General features: G+C 60.3%; 11 protein-coding genes. 5 read left to right on the top strand and 6 right to left on the bottom strand.

What is annotated here, in order from left to right; translation table 11 throughout:
* Together KBY74_RS09985 and KBY74_RS09980 are read right to left on the bottom strand one after the other, a co-directional pair.
* Positions 1 to 5,918 (bottom strand): Ig-like domain-containing protein (locus tag KBY74_RS09985; protein WP_254942571.1); only part of this gene is annotated, 5,918 nt, incomplete at its 3' end.
* A 214-nt stretch (positions 5,919 to 6,132) separates the two neighbouring features.
* Positions 6,133 to 6,288 (bottom strand): hypothetical protein, encoded by a 156-nt coding sequence (locus KBY74_RS09980; protein WP_254942570.1) that lies wholly within the window; start codon positions 6,286 to 6,288, stop codon positions 6,133 to 6,135.
* 217 nt (positions 6,289 to 6,505) lie between these two features.
* Here KBY74_RS09980 and KBY74_RS13875 point away from each other — a divergent pair, with 217 nt between their 5' ends.
* The 4 genes from KBY74_RS13875 (at position 6,506) to KBY74_RS09960 (ending at position 10,260) form a co-directional block, all read left to right on the top strand.
* Positions 6,506 to 6,895, top strand: a complete 390-nt coding sequence (locus KBY74_RS13875; protein WP_396123175.1) for a hypothetical protein — start codon at positions 6,506 to 6,508, stop codon at positions 6,893 to 6,895.
* A 286-nt stretch (positions 6,896 to 7,181) separates the two neighbouring features.
* Complete coding sequence (locus tag KBY74_RS09975) at positions 7,182 to 9,014, top strand: diflavin flavoprotein (protein ID WP_254942569.1); 1,833 nt, start codon at positions 7,182 to 7,184, stop codon at positions 9,012 to 9,014.
* A 91-nt stretch (positions 9,015 to 9,105) separates the two neighbouring features.
* The gene (locus KBY74_RS13740; RefSeq protein ID WP_261360362.1) at positions 9,106 to 9,819 is read left to right on the top strand and encodes a rubrerythrin family protein; all 714 of its coding nucleotides are present in this window, start codon (positions 9,106 to 9,108) and stop codon (positions 9,817 to 9,819) included.
* A gap of 225 nt (positions 9,820 to 10,044) precedes the next feature.
* Positions 10,045 to 10,260, top strand: a complete 216-nt coding sequence (locus KBY74_RS09960; protein ID WP_254942568.1) for a hypothetical protein — start codon at positions 10,045 to 10,047, stop codon at positions 10,258 to 10,260.
* Between the two features lie 26 nt (positions 10,261 to 10,286).
* Here KBY74_RS09960 and KBY74_RS09955 read toward each other — a convergent pair whose 3' ends face one another.
* From KBY74_RS09955 to KBY74_RS09940, 4 genes are all read right to left on the bottom strand, one after another.
* Positions 10,287 to 10,487 carry a hypothetical protein gene (locus tag KBY74_RS09955; RefSeq protein ID WP_254942567.1) on the bottom strand — a complete coding sequence of 67 codons (201 nt, stop codon included), beginning with the start codon at positions 10,485 to 10,487 and terminating at the stop codon, positions 10,287 to 10,289.
* 80 nt (positions 10,488 to 10,567) lie between these two features.
* Entirely contained in the window at positions 10,568 to 13,492 is a 2,925-nt protein-coding gene (gene gcvP / locus KBY74_RS09950) for an aminomethyl-transferring glycine dehydrogenase (RefSeq protein WP_254942566.1), read from the bottom strand.
* The gene (gcvH, locus tag KBY74_RS09945) at positions 13,492 to 13,881 is read right to left on the bottom strand and encodes a glycine cleavage system protein GcvH (protein WP_254942565.1); all 390 of its coding nucleotides are present in this window, start codon (positions 13,879 to 13,881) and stop codon (positions 13,492 to 13,494) included. Before gcvH ends, gcvP begins: the two co-directional genes overlap by 1 nt.
* A gap of 67 nt (positions 13,882 to 13,948) precedes the next feature.
* Positions 13,949 to 15,217, bottom strand: a complete 1,269-nt coding sequence (locus KBY74_RS09940; protein WP_254942564.1) for an aminotransferase class I/II-fold pyridoxal phosphate-dependent enzyme — start codon at positions 15,215 to 15,217, stop codon at positions 13,949 to 13,951.
* 130 nt (positions 15,218 to 15,347) lie between these two features.
* On the opposite strand from KBY74_RS09940, the gene KBY74_RS09935 reads away from it, so the two are divergent.
* A partial coding sequence (locus KBY74_RS09935; protein WP_254942563.1) for a fatty acid desaturase occupies positions 15,348 to 16,251 on the top strand: 904 nt, incomplete at its 3' end.

Genomic DNA, 16,251 nt, shown 5'->3' with positions numbered 1-16,251 from the left:
AAAGCTGTTCTACTCAGCAGCTGAGTGAGTTGCGTGGTGCTGAGGGCCAAGATCTGCCCCAGGTCCCTCACTTGACCGGCCGAAACCGGGTTTGGCGCATCGATCTGATCCAAACCGACCTGGAAATCGGTGATGCGATCGAATGCAGGGGTTTGCCCTGAGCTTACGAGAGCCGTCCCCAAAGAAGGCAGCAAGAAGCGATCTGCTCCAGCACGGCCGGTGAGCACATCGACACCTGAAGCGAAGCTGAGCACATCAGCGGCTCCTGTTCCAGTCTTCCAGACAGCTTGCACCGCAAAGGTGAAAGGGATGGAATCGGTGCGATTACCGGCCAGGTCGTAGCTGGAGACCATGAGTCTCTTGCCGACACCCTGATTAACCAGCCGAAGATTCTCCGCGGTCAGTGCATAACTAAAGGTGTTATCTTTACTTACTTCTGCAGAACCTAATGTGGTGCTATTAGAGCCTGAAATCGCAACAACTTGCAGCCGAGTTCCGGATTCAGCTCTGCCAGTGACGACATGGTCGCCGCTAAGCGCTGTCACGATCTTGTCGGTGCCACCTATGCTGGATATTGTGACTGTGCTGGGTGCAACTGTATCAATTCCGAAACTTGCCAGGGATCTACCAACGTTACCGGCCCTGCTAGCTTGACTTACATCCACTTGCCGGCCTAATCCCTGGCCAAGGGTGGCGATGTTTTGGCTGGTCAAATTATAGGTAAACCGACCTTGGCTATCGGTTTTGAGTGTACCGAGGGCTTTACCGTTACTGCTCAGATTGATTGTGCTGTTGGCATCAGCGATACCAGCAATAATGTTGTCACCGCTGATTGTGCTTACGATGCCGTCGCTCCCCCCAACTTTGCTGAGGGTGATCGTTGGTGTTTTGATATCAACATTAACAGCAATCGACACGGAAGCACCCGCATTACCGGCATTATCAGTTACAACAGCTTGCACTGTGGGGGAGCTACCTGCTTGCAATACATTTGCCAACGTATTTAGTTGCTGGGAGGTGAAGGCATAACTCCATGCACCCTTGCTATCAGCCTTGATGGGCGGCACGGCAAACACAGAGCTGGAACCATTCAGCACAAGTAGTTCTACGGTTGTGTTGGCTTCGCTAATGCCAATGATTTGATTATCCCCCGGCAGCAACGTCATGACACCGTCTTGGCCGCCGAGCGAACTGACTTTTGGCGATCCAGGAGCAACGGTATCAATACTGAAAGCCTTAGCGGAAGAAACTTTAGATGCGTTGCCAGCCACATCGGTTGCAACTGCAGTCAATGACTTGCTAGTACCTTGGCCATAACTGGCAAGATTTGTAGCGGTTAATCTGTAGTTGAATACCCCGGTGCTGTTTGCTGTCGTGGTGCCTAACAAACTAGTACCCCTGAAAATGGAGACAGAACTTCCCGCCTCTGCTGTTCCTTCCACCCTGTCGTCAACTGTTGCTGTAACAGGACGGCTACCTTTGGTGGAGACAATATTATCGTCGCCGCCAACGAACATAATAGTTGGGGCTTCCGGCGCCAATGTATCGATATGGAATGAGAAAGGTTGAGACCTTGCAACATTACCCGCCTTGTCTTCGATTTGGGCTGTAACCTGCAAGCTCCGCTGCCCAAGCCCAGCAATGTCTGCATTGCTGAGCTGATAACTAAAGATACCTCTGCTGCTGGCTGTCACTGTAGCAAGAGGCCTACCACTAATTGCTAGTGTGACAATCGAGCCAGGCTCTGCTGTGCCGGCAATGACGTTGTCTGAGGAGTTGCTAGAGACGATGGCATCGCTGGCGATATTGGAAATCTGGGGTGCCGAAGGTGCAATTGTGTCTACATCAAAATCGACAGACCAGCTAGAAGTATTACCAGCTGCATCACTTTGCTGAAGCTGAAGTTGCTTCGCAGTACCTTGTCCGATGGCTATGATGTCTGGAGTGGTCAGTGTGTAGCTGAACTTTCCGTCGGATGCGGTGCGAACAGTGGCGAGATTTGTGTTGTTATGAATAATCAACAGATCACGATTGGCTTCTCCTGTTCCATTGAGGGTTGAATCGCCAACCTGTGTGGACACAACCCCATCAAGACGGCCAAGGGCCTGCAAATCTCCCCGCTGTGGGGAAACCAGTATGGGTGCGACTGTGTCAATCCTAAATTCAGGTGTAACAACCGTAGCGATGTTGCCGTATTCATCCTCTTGACGTAGGGTCAGCTGCAGTGGCCCGCCTTGGCCGATGATTTGAAGATCAGCATAACTGAGGATGTAGCTAAATTTACCGTCAGAGTCTGCTGGAGTGGATTCACCCAATAAGTTGCCATTATAAAGAACGCTGACGGACAGCCCAGGTTCTGCCCCCGTGCCTTTGATAGAACCATCGCCAACCTGGGAGGAAATCACGCGATCTAGACCGCCGATCTCCGTGATGTTCAACGGAGGAGGAGTCAGTTTGGCTGCAATAACTATTTCAGCAGATGTTCCAATATTGCCGGCAGCATCAGCTTGAACAGCAGTCAATAAAGGAGAGCTATTACTGGAGGTTTCGTTCTCAATCAGGACAAGGTTGTTCTCTGTAAGTGTATAGCTGAATTGACCAGTGGCACTTGGCGTCACCTGGCCGATTTCTTCGCCGTTGAGCTTCAGAATGACTTTGCCGTTACCCTCGCCAGTACCAGAAATGAGGGGCCTAATTCGCGAAACCCTTCCATTACCCGAGCCGACTGATGTGAGACTGACTTGGGGCGCTACCGTATCAACTGCAAATTCGAAGGGACTAGAGCTGCCTTTGGTGCCAGACTGCTGTTCCTGTTGCACAACCAAAGATTTGCCTGCTCCTTGACCAATAAGCGCTAACTCCTTCTGCTCCAGACTGAATACGGATTTTCCTGACTTGTCGCTGACTATCTCTTTCAAAACCTGGTTACCCAGCAGCAGCTTAGTGGTCAGCTCAGGCTCGCCAGAGATTTCAACCAGTCCATCAGATACAGCGGTGGATACCAATTTGTCAGAACCCCCAATCCCGAGGATGTTCACAAGAGGCGTTTTTTCTGACAGTTCAATCGCAACCGGTTCTGCCTGGCTGACATTACCCGAACTATCGGTTTGGGTAGCTCGGATACGCACATCGGCTGAGGCAGCAGCCAATAGCGCCAGATTGGCTGGAGACATGGCGTAGATAAAGCCGCCAGCTGCATCAACGGTTGTGGTTCCAAGGAGCACTTCGCCAAGCCAAATGCTTACTAAGCGGTTCGGTTCGCCAGTGCCAGTGATTTTATTGTCCACCTCGACGACGGATCTAGCTTTGAAGCTTGGGTCCTTACCGACGAGCTGATAGGCACCCCATTTGTTAGATTTTTGATCAAACCGGCTCACCGAGAACTCAAGTGAGGCTTCGCCTCCGTTTTCGAAAAAGAAGAGCTCAAGCTGATGATTGCCCACAGACAAATCAATGTCGCCAGTAAACACACGCTCGGGGTGGAGCGTGGGATCATTGATGATGAGTGAATTGTTGATGGTCAGAAAAACGCCGTCATCATTGTAAGTTCTAAATCGGTACTTACCGGCTTCGCCAACGTGGAAATCTCCGCTGACCTTCACAAAGAATTGATTGTTGATTCCTTGGGTTCCCCAAACATTCAATGCTTCAGCTGCCGGCCAGCGCTTGTCATAGGGTAGTTCACCTGCAAAGCCACCTTGGTCGTCGGTAAAGTCGATAATATCAGTTAGAACTGAATATTTTTTGTTAACAGATGTAGGGCTGAAGCTAGCAACATAGCTGCGCAGTTTTGACAGTTCACTACTCCAATATCCTGTATATTGGTCGAGCTGCAGCAACAGAGGACCTTGGCCAATTTCAACTTGTTCTGATGACACCTTGCCATCACCACCGCCAACGGAAAGAATTCGCACTGGAATTTGCTCCGTATCAACAGCGAACCTTGCGGTCTCGGAGCGACCAGTATTGCCAGCCAGGTCGGTTTGTACGGCAATCAACGTCTTGTCGCTGCCCTCGCCGAGCGATTTGAGTTCAGCGTCAGTCAGTTGATAGCTAAACGCTCCATCGCTGGAGACAGCGATATCGCTTGCAAGTAAAGTATCGGAAAGTTTTCCAACCTTGAGATCATCAAACGCCGCAAGCCCTGCTTTAGCGTTACCCGTTTTGTAAAACAGTGCTGCTCGTGAGTTGTCGACGCTATAATTATATTTTGAGCCTAGCTTGCTCCAAGTGTCAGTTGCGCTCTTGCGGTAGTAAAACTGATATTCATCACTGACTCCTTTCTCGGTGATTTCAACCCGCAAATAAGCACTGGCTGATTCTCCTGCCACCAGCGTTGAATTGTCGGCAGTTGTGAAGGGATTATTATTGCCTAAACCTTGCAATGTGACATTTGTTCCTGGCTTATGCCAGCTATCAACGTAGAAGCTGGGTGCGCCATACTCAAAACCGCCGTCCCTGGGATTACTAAAGGTGATGCCAGCAATGGTTTCACCTTGTGAACGACTATCAATCCGAACCTTGGCTTCAATGAACCAGGTTTCGTCCTGGTTTACGGAGGGCCTGGTGACCCAGGCGAATGGGGCGTTATCACGGTTGTCCCAAAGATTTGTTCGCCCACCTCTGGCTGAGAAATCCAGCTCTCCGTTACTGCGGTCGAGCTGGATTGAGGCGATTGAAGAATTGGGGATATCAAACTTTAGCCATGAAGGCGCCACTCCGGAATTAAAGTCTTCTGACTGAACAAAATTTGTCAGCAGGCTGACCGTATGTCCAACCTCAGCTTTGCCTGTGATGAGTCGATCATCCATGTTGCGACTGACCACTTGATCAACGCCGCCCGGCGTTTTCAGACTGATCGTCGGTGCACCTGTGTCTACACTAAAAGCCGCAAAGGTTGTGTCGACTTCGCTTTGAGTGACGACCTCTCCAGAGAATGTTGTTGATGTGAGGCGAAAATTATCAAGTAAGACGCCAAGGGTGTTGTTTTCGTTGGCGGGCTCTCGGAGCGTTAGCAGATCTGATCCGCCACTACCAGTCACCGTGAAGCTAAAGGTTTCCCAGGAAGTGCTTCTGGTTGAAGCTGTTCCTACAAGAGCATTTCGCCAATAGACCTCAACGGTTTCGTTTCCACCACCTCTTGATTTTAGATCAAACTGTAAAAGATAGCTGGTTCCATTTTGGGTTGTGATGGCTTGACTGATCGAATCAACTTGTCTGTTGTAATCAAGCTCGAGGAGATATCTTCCATCACTAGGATTTGTCATGGCTGTACCCCAGACCTCAAACTGGTCAGCAGCGGTCCAGGCGGGTATGGATTGGATCGGAGTCCAGCCGGTACCAGTCCAGCCCTGTTCGGAGCTGCCGTTCTGAATCAGATTGTCGCCGGCCCTGGCCACCGGTGGAGTGACGAGAGTTTGACGAACTCTGACTTGGCCTTCTGCGTAGTTGCCATCAGGTACTTGGAATTTGTTGCTCAGGCCTACCGCGATCGGCGCACTCCAGGAATTGCCAAAGTCGAGTGAATACTGCCAATTGTTGACACTGTTACCTGCTGGCGCCAGGGAGGAGCTGGCTAGGTAAGCAGCTTTATAAACTCCCCCTAATGGGTCTCCGAAAGTGCTGTTATTGATGCCGAGCTTGCCGCTGTCTGGGACGGTGCGAAATGCCCAGCCAGAAAATCCCTTTTTTCCGTAAGCAATCAGCGCGCCCGGTGCAGCTGTCAGGGTCTCGTTTTCCTGAGCAAGCTCCTGGCTAAGATTAATAGTTGTGTTTGCAGATGTCAGCTTGCTGACATCGACTGCTGCGTTGCCAAGAGCCAGTCCGCCTACATCAATAATTCCCTGGCTGGTTTGTCGGTCGGTGCCTACTGCCCCGGTGTCGGATGCCAGCGAAAGAACCGGCTTGGAGAGTGCCATCGCTTAAGAGGAGATTAAGAAAGCAGACTGACCCTGGCCATCATAGAAGCCACAGCCGGAAACCCCTTTCTACCATGGAGCCGAGCTTGCGTCAACTCTGGACTTCTCCTATGGTTGCCTACAACTATTTTCATGTCGCGGCTCAGTTTCTGCTGCGCTACTGCGTGAGCTGAGCGGTAGCCCCAGGAACGCAAACAGCGGTGTGCGTCCTAGTTCAGCGGCGTGTCCCGCGCCAATGCCACTCATTTTCAATGCTCCAGCGCTGGCGGATCAGTCGTAGCAGGGCTTCTGGCTTGGTCCGCATACTCGTGAGGAAGTAGTGGGCCCGTGGCATCTGATGGCCTCTGCGGGTCACGGTGGTGCTGATCATTTCGATGATCCAACTGACGCCAGGCCAGTTCGCCTTTATGTGTTCCGGTGGGTAAATGGCGGCAACGCTACCTCGATCTGGTCATTGAGGGCCTGCACGACGAGTTGCGTCCTGGCCGGGCTCGCACCTACGAGGACGAGAAGGTCACTGAGTTGATCAACCCCGGGCCCTGCAGAGCAAGCCAACCGGTGACAGCACTCCCTGGAGCGCTCGGACTTTGGCTGCAAAGACAGGGATCTCCAGGTCCACGGTTCACCGCTGGCTGCAGACCTTCTCGCTCCAGCCCCACCGGCAGAAATCCCACCGCTACGCGGAAGCCTTCGGCTACAAGCTCTCAATCGATCCCTTCTTTGTTGAAACGGTGCGCGACATCGTCGGCCTGTACCTGAATCCGCCCACAAGCCGATGGTGCTCTGCGTCGACGAGAAGACTCAGATCCAGGCCATGGACAGCACGCAGAAGCACGCCAAGGTCAGGGCCTGGCTGGCACAGCGACGCCGCTTCCACGTGCACTAAACCACCTACGCCTCCTGGCTCAATCAGGGGGAGCGCGGGTTTGGGATCATCACCCAGCAGGCGATCCGCCGAGGCAGCTACTCCAGTGTAAAAGGACTGATCACCAAAATCGAGCCATTCGTGGCCTCCTACAACAAGACCAAGGCACCGTTCAGTTGCACCTCCACGGCCGATTAATCCTGGAGAAGCTCCGGCAACATTGATCGCAAGTCTCTGGGGCAGCACACTAGTTGCCCGACCGCCGCCGCCTCATCCACTCATAATGAGTACAAAGCACCGACGGAGCGAGGGATTTAAAAGGTGGGATTCCCATTGCAAAAAGATACAAAGGCACATCCAAAAGCAGTCCTGGACAACAAGGTCGGGAATTACTTCTAATGGGCAGCTCGGTCGACCCCAACACCGCCCGGCGCGTCATCCAGCTAGCCCTCGAGCCTGGCCTGATCTGCCTCAAGGGGCTCAGCCCCACCCGACTGCGCTTTGAGGTGGAATACGGCCTGGAGCGGGGCACCACCGCCAACAGCTTCCTGTTTACGGCGGCGGCGCTGCTGGTGCATCCCCCCGGCGCCTCGTTCGCCGAGCCCTTCTTGACGGAGCTGGCCGCCCTGGTGCCCAGCGATGCCCCACTCAAGGTGGTGGTGGGCGATGTCAACCCCAACCGCGTGGCCCTGCTGCACCAGCTGGCGGCCCGCTGGCCCAAAACGCTGCTGGTGAGCTCCAACGCCGGCGCCCGCCTACTTGAAGAGCTCTGGAGCCAGCAGAAACCCACTAAACCTGCCGAGGGCGGCAGCCCCAACGACGCCCCCCCGGCGGCGATCCCGCCACCCCCGCCGTCGTTACCACCGATCGATGTGGTGAAGCAGGAGGCCAGCCGCAACCTCGTCGATGGCCACGTGCTGCGCCTGATTCCCACCCCCACCCCCCGCTGGCCCGGGGCGCTGATGGCCTTCGAGGAGACCAGCGGCCTGCTGATGAGTGGCAAATTTTTCGCGGCCCACCTCTGCAGCGAGAGCTTCGCTGAGGCCAACCGCAGCAGCAGTGAGGAAGACCGCCGCTACTTCTACGACTGCCTGATGGCACCGATGGCGCGCCAGGTGGAGTCGGTGGTGGAGCGGCTCGAAGCCCTCGACATCCGCACCATTGCCCCCGGCCACGGGCCGGCGATCAGCGAGAGCTGGCGCAGCCTCCTCAACGACTACCACCGCTGGGGCGCAACCCAGGAGCGGGCGCGCCTATCGGTGGCACTGCTGTTTGCCAGCGCCTACGGCAACACGGCCGCCATCGCCGATGCCCTCGCCCAGGGGGTCGCCCGCACCGGCGTGCGGGTGGAGAGCATCAACTGCGAGTTCACGCCGCCTGAGCAGCTGCTGGCGGCGATCCGCAGCTGCGATGCGATCTTGATCGGCTCTCCCACCCTCGGCGGCCATGCCCCCACACCGATCGTGTCAGCCCTGGGCACGGTGCTAGCTGAGGGCGACCGCAGCAAGCCGGTTGGGGTCTTTGGCAGCTTTGGCTGGAGCGGTGAAGCCCTGGATCTGCTGGAGAGCAAGCTGCGCGATGGCGGCTTCCACTTCGCCTTTGAACCGATCAAGGTGAAGTTCAGCCCCGATGCGGCCAACCTCAAAGCCATCGAGGAAACCGGCACCGCCCTTGGCCGCCAACTGCAGAGCGAACAGCGCAAGGCGCAGCGCCGAAGCGCCAGTGGCGGACTCAGCGAGAGCCGCAGCAACCCGGCAGTGCAGGCCCTGGGCCGGGTGGTGGGCTCCCTTTGCGTGCTCACCACCAGCAAAGGGGAGGGCGGCAACCGCCTCAGCAGCGCCATGGTGGCCAGCTGGGTGAGCCAGGCCAGCTTCTCGCCGCCTGGCTTCACTGTGGCCGTAGCGAAAGACCGGGCGGTGGAGGCCCTGCTGCACGTCGGCGATCGCTTTGCTCTCAACGTGCTGGCCGCAGGGCGTGAAACCGGTCCGATGAAGCAGTTTTTGCAGCCGTTTGCCCCAGGCGCCGACCGCTTCGCCGGCCTGGAGCTGGAGCACAGCCCCAGCGGCCAACCGCTTCTACCGGAGGCCCTGGCCTGGCTGGAGGCCACGGTGCAGCAGCGCATGGAATGCGGCGACCACTGGCTGCTGTATGCCCAGGTGAGCCAGGGCGGCGTGCTCGACGCCAGCGCCACCACGGCCGTGCACCAGCGCCGCAGCGGCGCCAACTACTGAGAGCCACGGAGCCACGCCAGGGCGGCTAACTCATAGTCGTTTCGACTTCGGGCAAGCTAAACTCTCCGTCAGTCGCAACACCTGCCAAGCCATGGATATCGCCAAGCCCAACACCAAGGCCAATCTTGAAGCCGCTTTTGGCGGCGAGAGCATGGCCAATCGCAAATACCTATTTTTCGCGGAGGTGGCCAAGCAGGTCGGCAACCCCGAGCTGGCCAAGCTGTTTCGCGACACCGCTGCCCAGGAAACCGAGCACGCCTTCGCCCACTTCCGGCTGCTCCATCCCGAACTCGTCATCGACGATCCCGCCAACCTCTCCAGCGAGCAGAAGCAGGCCCTGCTCAGCCGCTGCCTGGAGCTGGCGATCGAGGGCGAAACCTACGAATACACGACCATGTATCCGGAGTTCGCCGCCCAGGCCCGCTCCGATCGCGATGGCGAAGCCGCAGCTGAATTCCAGGAGCAGATCGACGAATCACAGCAGCACGCCGGCATCTTTCGCACCGCCGCCAAAAACTTCGGCCTGCTGACGCCGATCGAGCAGCACCACGCCGAGCGCTACGGCATCGCCCTCGAAGCCCTGCAGGGCAAGGGGGTGGCCGGAGAGGCAGATGAGCCCGTAGCGGGCAAGTGGATCTGCAAACTGTGCTCGATGATTTACGACCCCACAGCAGGCGACCCCGATTCCGGCATCGCTCCGGGCACCCCCTTTGAAGCGATCCCCGACGACTGGCGTTGCCCGATCTGCGGCGCCCGCAAGGCCAGCTTCGTGCCCTACCGGGAGCCCCAACTTCTGAGTGTTTAATACCCCAACTGGGCTGCAATTTTTGTAGCCCAGAACACTATCTCAACCAATTGCTACGCCAAAAAGCCCAGAGCAAAAACCCAGTAAAGCAAAGGTGTTTTAGGGTCTAGGTCTAGATCCGTGCAGACCTTTTTGCAGGGTGTAAAGGCAATCCCAAAGTAATTCAGTAAACGGCCGCGAATTTGCCGCCAGCCCGCTGCAATGGCTGCAGTTCTGACACCAGGAATGGCCAGCACCGCAACCGCCTCAACTGGCAACCATCCCCTCGGGGTGCGGGCAACGGTGCGTTATCGGGGGTTCGTGCTGATCCCCCAAGCCGATTTCACCTGGCTGGTGCGCCCCGAGCGAAGTCCCATGCATCTGCTGCCATTTCGGGCACCGGCCAGCTCCCTCGCTGACGTCAAAGCCCTAGTTGATTGGCGCTTGGCCGAAGCAATTTAAGTGGCTTGATTTAGCCAAACCCGACTTCAAGCTGCCTGGGGAGGTGGCGTTGGATCGTGGTGGATGTGAAAAGGCAGCACCAGGGTGGCCCAGTGATCGGGGCGCTCGGGACGGGGACGGCGGGAGCGACGCACACCAAAAGGAACACGCACCACGTTGGTGCCCTCGACCCGCAGCACCTGGCCCGTTCCTGTACCAGTTCCAGTTCCGTCGTTGCTGCCCTTCATGGTCCCGAGAATGAATGGCTTAAGCGCTGATTGTGCCTGTTAACAGGCGTCAAGCCCGCACAGTGTGCGTCATGACGGCACTAATGAACAGTGGCAGCTGGTACCACTTGGGCCAGTTCCTGCTCTGCCAGCTCCTGCCCTGCCAGCTCCTCCATGCTCGGGCAGGTGCACACCAGGTTGCGATCGCCGTAGGCGTTGTCGATCCGGGCCACCGCCGGCCAAAACTTCGCCAAGCGCTGATCCTCTCCCGCCGGAAAAGCAGCCTGCTGGCGGGTATAGGGCCGATCCCAGTGATCAGCAGTCACGGCAGCCAGAGTGTGGGGGGATCGCTTGAGGGGGTTATTGAGGGGATCGGCGCTGCCGGCCTCCAGCGCCGCGGCCTCCTGGCGGATCGCCACCATGGCCGCGCAGACGCGATCGAGCTCAGCGAGCGACTCGCTTTCCGTGGGTTCCACCATCACCGTGCCCGCCACTGGCCAGCTCACCGTGGGGGCATGGAAGCCGTAGTCCATCAGGCGCTTGGCCAGATCATCGACCTCCAGGCCGCAGCTGCGCTTGAGCGGCCGCAGATCGAGGATGCACTCGTGGGCCACGCGCCCGCCAGCGCCTCGGTAGAGCACGGGGAAGTGGGGCTCTAGGCGCTCGGCCAGCAGGTTGGCGGCCAGCAGGGCCACCTGGCTGGCCTGGCGCAGGCCCGCGCCGCCCATCATGCGGATGTACATCCAGCTGATTGCCAGAATCGAAGCACTGCCCAGGGGTGCCGCAGCCACGGGCCCCACCCCTCCGCACTCAGCCCCTGCGGCACCCGGCAAGAAGGGCAGTAGGTGGGATGCCACCGCAATCGGGCCCACGCCGGGGCCGCCGCCGCCGTGGGGAATGCAGAAGGTCTTGTGCAGGTTGAGGTGGCAGACATCGGCGCCATAGAGACCCGGCTTGCACAGGCCCACCTGGGCGTTGAGGTTGGCGCCATCGAGGTACACCTGGCCGCCGCGGGCGTGCACCGTCCCGCAGATACGGCGAATAGCCGGCTCAAACACGCCGTGGGTGGAGGGATAGGTGACCATCAGCGCCGCCAGCTGCTCGGCGTGGGCAGCGGCCTTGGCCTCCAGGTCGGCGAGATCAATGTTGCCGGCCTCATCGCAGGCCACCGCCACCACCTGCAGGCCGGCCATCACGGCGCTGGCTGGGTTTGTGCCGTGGGCGCTGGTAGGAATCAAACAAACGGTGCGATGGGCTTCCCCTTGGCTGCGGTGCCAGGCCCGGATCGCCAGCAGGCCGGCATATTCCCCCTGGGAGCCGGCATTGGGCTGCAGCGACACACCGGCAAAACCGGTGATCAGCGCCAGCCAGCGCTCCAGATCGGCTGCCAGAAGCTGGTATCCGGCGGCCTGCTCAGCCGGGGCGAAGGGGTGCAGCTGGCTGAAGGCCGGCCAGCTCACCGGCGCCAGCTCGGCGGCGGCATTCAGCTTCATGGTGCAGCTACCCAGCGGGATCATCCCGTGCACCAGGGATAGATCCTTAGCTGAAAGGCGCTGGATGTAGCGCAAAAGCTCGGTTTCACTGCGGTAGCGATGGAAGACCCTCTGCTGCAGCCAGGGTTGCTGGCGCAGGGGCATGGCCGGGCCAGCAGGCGGGCTGTTGCCCAGCTCCCGCCAGGGCTCAGCGCACCCAGCCAGCGCCCGCAGCAGCCGCTCCAGCTCCTCGGCGCTGCTCAGCTCATCAAGGCTGATGCCAACGCCATCTTCTGCCTGGTGCAGGTTGAAGCCAGCCGCCAGGGCAGCGGCCACCAGCACCTCGGCCTGATCCGGCGGCAGGGGCAGCCACACCGTGTCAAAACCCTGGCCCGGCAACACCGGCAGAGCGAGGGCCTCCAGGCCAGCCACAAGGGCCGCGCGCAGGCTAAGCAAGCGCTGGGCGATCGCCTCCAGGCCATCAGGGCCATGGTGCACCGCATAGAAGCCAGCCATCACTGCGAGCAGCACCTGGGCGGTGCAGATGTTGCTGGTGGCCTTGTCGCGGCGGATGTGCTGTTCGCGGGTCTGCAGGGCCAGGCGCAGGGCCGGCTGGCCTGCCGCATCCAGCGAGCGCCCCACCAGGCGGCCGGGGATCTGGCGCTTGAACTGCTCGCCCGTGGCAAAAAAAGCGGCATGGGGACCACCAAAACCCAGCGGCACCCCAAGGCGCTGGGCACTGCCGACGGCGATATCAGCGCCGAGGTAGCCCACCGGCTCCAGCAGCACCTGGGCCAGGGGATCGATCGCCACAGCCGTGATAACCCCGGCCTGACGGGCGCTAGCCAGCAGCTCGCTGGGATCCCACAGCCGGCCCTGGCGGCCAGGCAGCTGGATCAACAAACCAAAAGCATCCGCTGGCAGGGTGGCCCCAGCCAGCGACTCGGCTGCCACCAGCTCGAGCTGGATGCCCAAGGGCTCGGCCCGGGTTTGCAGCACCGCCAGGGTCTGGGGGAACACGGCCCGATCCACCAGAAAGCGGCCGGCACCGGTGCGCTTGCAGACAGCGCTAGCCATGGCCATGGCTTCGGCCGCGGCGGTGGCCTCATCTAATAAGGAGGCATTGGCGATCGGCAGGCCGGTGAGCTCGCTGATCAGGGTCTGAAAATTCAGCAGGGCCTCAAGCCGGCCCTGGGCAATTTCGGCCTGATAGGGGGTATAGGCGGTGTACCAGGCGGGGTTTTCAAACACCTGGCGCTGGATCAGCGCCGGCGTGGCGGTGCCGTAGTAGCCCTGGCCGATCAAGCTGCGCTGCAGCTGGTTGGCCGCAGCGATCTCGGCAAGTTCAGCCAGGGCCTGGGCCTCACTGCAGGGCTCGGGCAAACCCGCAGCCGAGGCCGCCGGATCTAAAAGCAAATCGGCGGGCACCACCTGGGCGGCCAGGGCCTCGAGGCTGGACGCTCCGAGTTCCGCCAACATCCGCTGCTGCTCAGCGGCGCTCGGACCGATGTGGCGACCAATAAAGGAAAGGGCTGGTGAGTCCGCAGTGCCCATCAGGCGCCTTGCACCTTGGCGGAGTAGGTGGCCGCATCCAGCAGTCCAGCGAGCTGGGCCGGATCAGCTGGCTGGAGCACCAGCAGCCAACCCTCGCCGTAGGGATCGTTCTGCAGCTCCTCCGGGCTAGCTAGCACCGCCTCATTGCGGGCCAGCACCACACCGCTCACCGGCGCCAGCAGATCTTCCACCGCCTTCACCGATTCAACGCTGCCAAAACTGGCGCCCTGAACAAGGTTGGCGCCCACTGCGGGCAGCTCCACAAACACGATGTCGCCGAGCTGGTCGACGGCGAAGGCACTCAGGCCCAGCCGCAGCCTCTCGCCCTCAGGGCGCACGTATTCGTGGCTGTCGGCGTAGCGGCAATCACCGGGGATGGGGAGCGCCATTGCAGAGCAACAAGTACGCGCCATTCTGTCGGCCCTGGAGAGATAACCAGCGGCGAGATCGGCGTAATCAGACCTGGTGACCTGCCTGCGCCAGTGCCACCAGAGCCCGCTCCAGGGCGATCTGGGCATGGGCGCGGTGGGTGCCGCCCTGGGCAAACAGCACGTAGGGCTCCCGCAGCGGCGCATCGGCGGAAAACTCGCTGGTGCTGCCGTCGATGAAGGTGCCGCCCGCCATCACCAGGGCACTGGCGTAGCCGGGCATCGGCGCCGGCACCGGATCGAGGTAGGCGCCCACCGGTGATGCGGCCTGGAAGGCGCGGCAAACGGTTTTGAGCCGCTCGGGATCGCCGAGCCGCACCGCCTGGATTACGTCGCTGCGGGGGGCAGCGGGCAGGGGCTGAACCGGGTAGCCCAGATCCGAGAAGACCGCCGCCACCAGCTCGCTGCAGATCAGGGCCTCAGCCACCATCTGGGGAGCCAGAAAAAGTCCCTGGGCCAGCAGGCGGTTGAGGTCGAAGCTGGTGCCCCCCTCGCCGCCGATGCCCGGCGCCGTGAGCCGGCAGCAGGCCTGCTCCACCAACTCAGCCCGGCCGGCCACGTAACCGCCGGTGGGGGCGATGGTGCCGCCGAGGTTTTTGATCAAGGAGCCGGCAATCAGATCGGCCCCCACCGCCGTGGGCTCCTGGGCCTCCACCAGCTCGCCGTAGCAGTTGTCGACAAACACCACGCAGCCGGGCTGGAGCGCTTTTACCCGCTCGCAGAGCAGGCCGATCTGGGCCACCGACAGGGACGGCCGCCAGCTGTAGCCGCAACTGCGCTGGATCAGCACCATGCGGGTAGGAATAGCCATAGCGTCCTCCAGGCCGTCGAAATCGACACTGCCGTCGGCGGTGAGCGCCAGCTCGGCGTAGGCGATGCCGAATTCCGCCAGGGAGCCCTGGCCGCTGCCGCGGATGCCAATCACCTCTTCGAGGGTGTCGTAGGGGCGGCCGGTGAGGGCGAGCAGGCGGTCGCCGGGGCGCAGCACACCAAACAACGCCGCTGCTATGGCGTGGGTACCACTGACAAATTGCAGGCGCACGGCCGCCGCCTCGGCCTGCAGCACCCGGGCAAACACCCGATCCAGCAGCTCCCGGCCCTGATCGCCATGGCCGTAGCCGCTCACCGAAGCGAAGTGCTGGGTGCCGAGCCGCTCAGCGGCGAAAGCCTCGAGCACCCGGGCCAGCCGCGGCTGCACCTGGCTGGTGTGGTGGGCGGCGGCAGCGGCGGTTGAGGCCACTGCAGCGGCCACCCGCTCGGCGGCCTGACGGGCCAAGGCCTCCGCTGCGTCCACCATCTGCCTAGCCCTCAGGGAGTCCCATGTTGCCGGGCGACGCCTAGCTAGATTTCCCCCGCTGCCCAGGCGTGAATCGGGCGAGCACCACCCGGAGATTTCCTTGGTAGTCAGCACCAATTCGGCCCAAGTTTTGGGTGCGGCCACACCCAGCGCGCTTGAGGATCAGCGCATCCGCGCTGCCGTATCCGAAAGGCGCCAACCCCTGCCGGGCCGCCAGCGCAAATTCAAGGGTGGCACCACCAGCTTCATGCTGGTGATGCACGTGGGGGCGGTGTTTGCCCTGCTGCCGCGCTTCTGGAGCTGGCAGGCCGTGGTGGTCCTGGCGGTGCTCTATTGGACCACCGTGCTGGGGGTGACCCTGGGGCTGCACCGGATGCTGACCCACCGCAGCTTCAGTGCCCCCCTGTGGCTGGAGCACCTCCTGGTGCTGATGGGAGCCCTGGCCTGCCAGAGCGGCCCGATCGAATGGGTGGGACTGCACCGCCACCACCACAAGTATTCCGACCAACCCAACGACCACCACGACGCGGCCCGGGGCCTGTGGTGGGCCCACAGCGACTGGATGCTGCACGAAATCCCGGCCCTGCAACACGTGGGCCGGCTCACCGGCGACCTGCAGCGCGACCCCTTCTACCGCTGGCTGGATCGCTGGTTTCTGCTGCTGCAGCTGCCGCTCGGCGTCGCTCTCTATTGGTATGGCGAGCTGGCCGGCGTCCATGGCGGCGGCTTAGGCATGGTGCTCTGGGCGATCCCCCTGCGCCTGGTGATCGTTTATCACGTCACCTGGCTGGTGAATTCCGCCACCCACTTCTGCGGCTACCGCAACTTCAATTCCCCCGACCTTTCGCGCAATTGCTGGTGGGTGGCAATCTTGAGCTTCGGCGAGGGCTGGCACAACAACCACCACGCCTTCCCCCATTCAGCGCGCCACGGCCTGCGCTGGTTTGAGTTCGACATCACTTGGCAGCACATCAAGCTGCTGCGCAAGCTTGGCTGGGCCAAGCGAGTGCGGGAAGCGCGCTACAACCCCTCCT

The organism is Cyanobium sp. A1C-AMD (assembly GCF_024346495.1).
GTDB classification, from domain to species: Bacteria; Cyanobacteriota; Cyanobacteriia; order PCC-6307; family Cyanobiaceae; genus Cyanobium_A; species Cyanobium_A usitatum.
The sequence above is the reverse complement of the archived record's forward strand: the minus strand, read 5'-3'. Positions and strand labels throughout refer to the sequence as shown.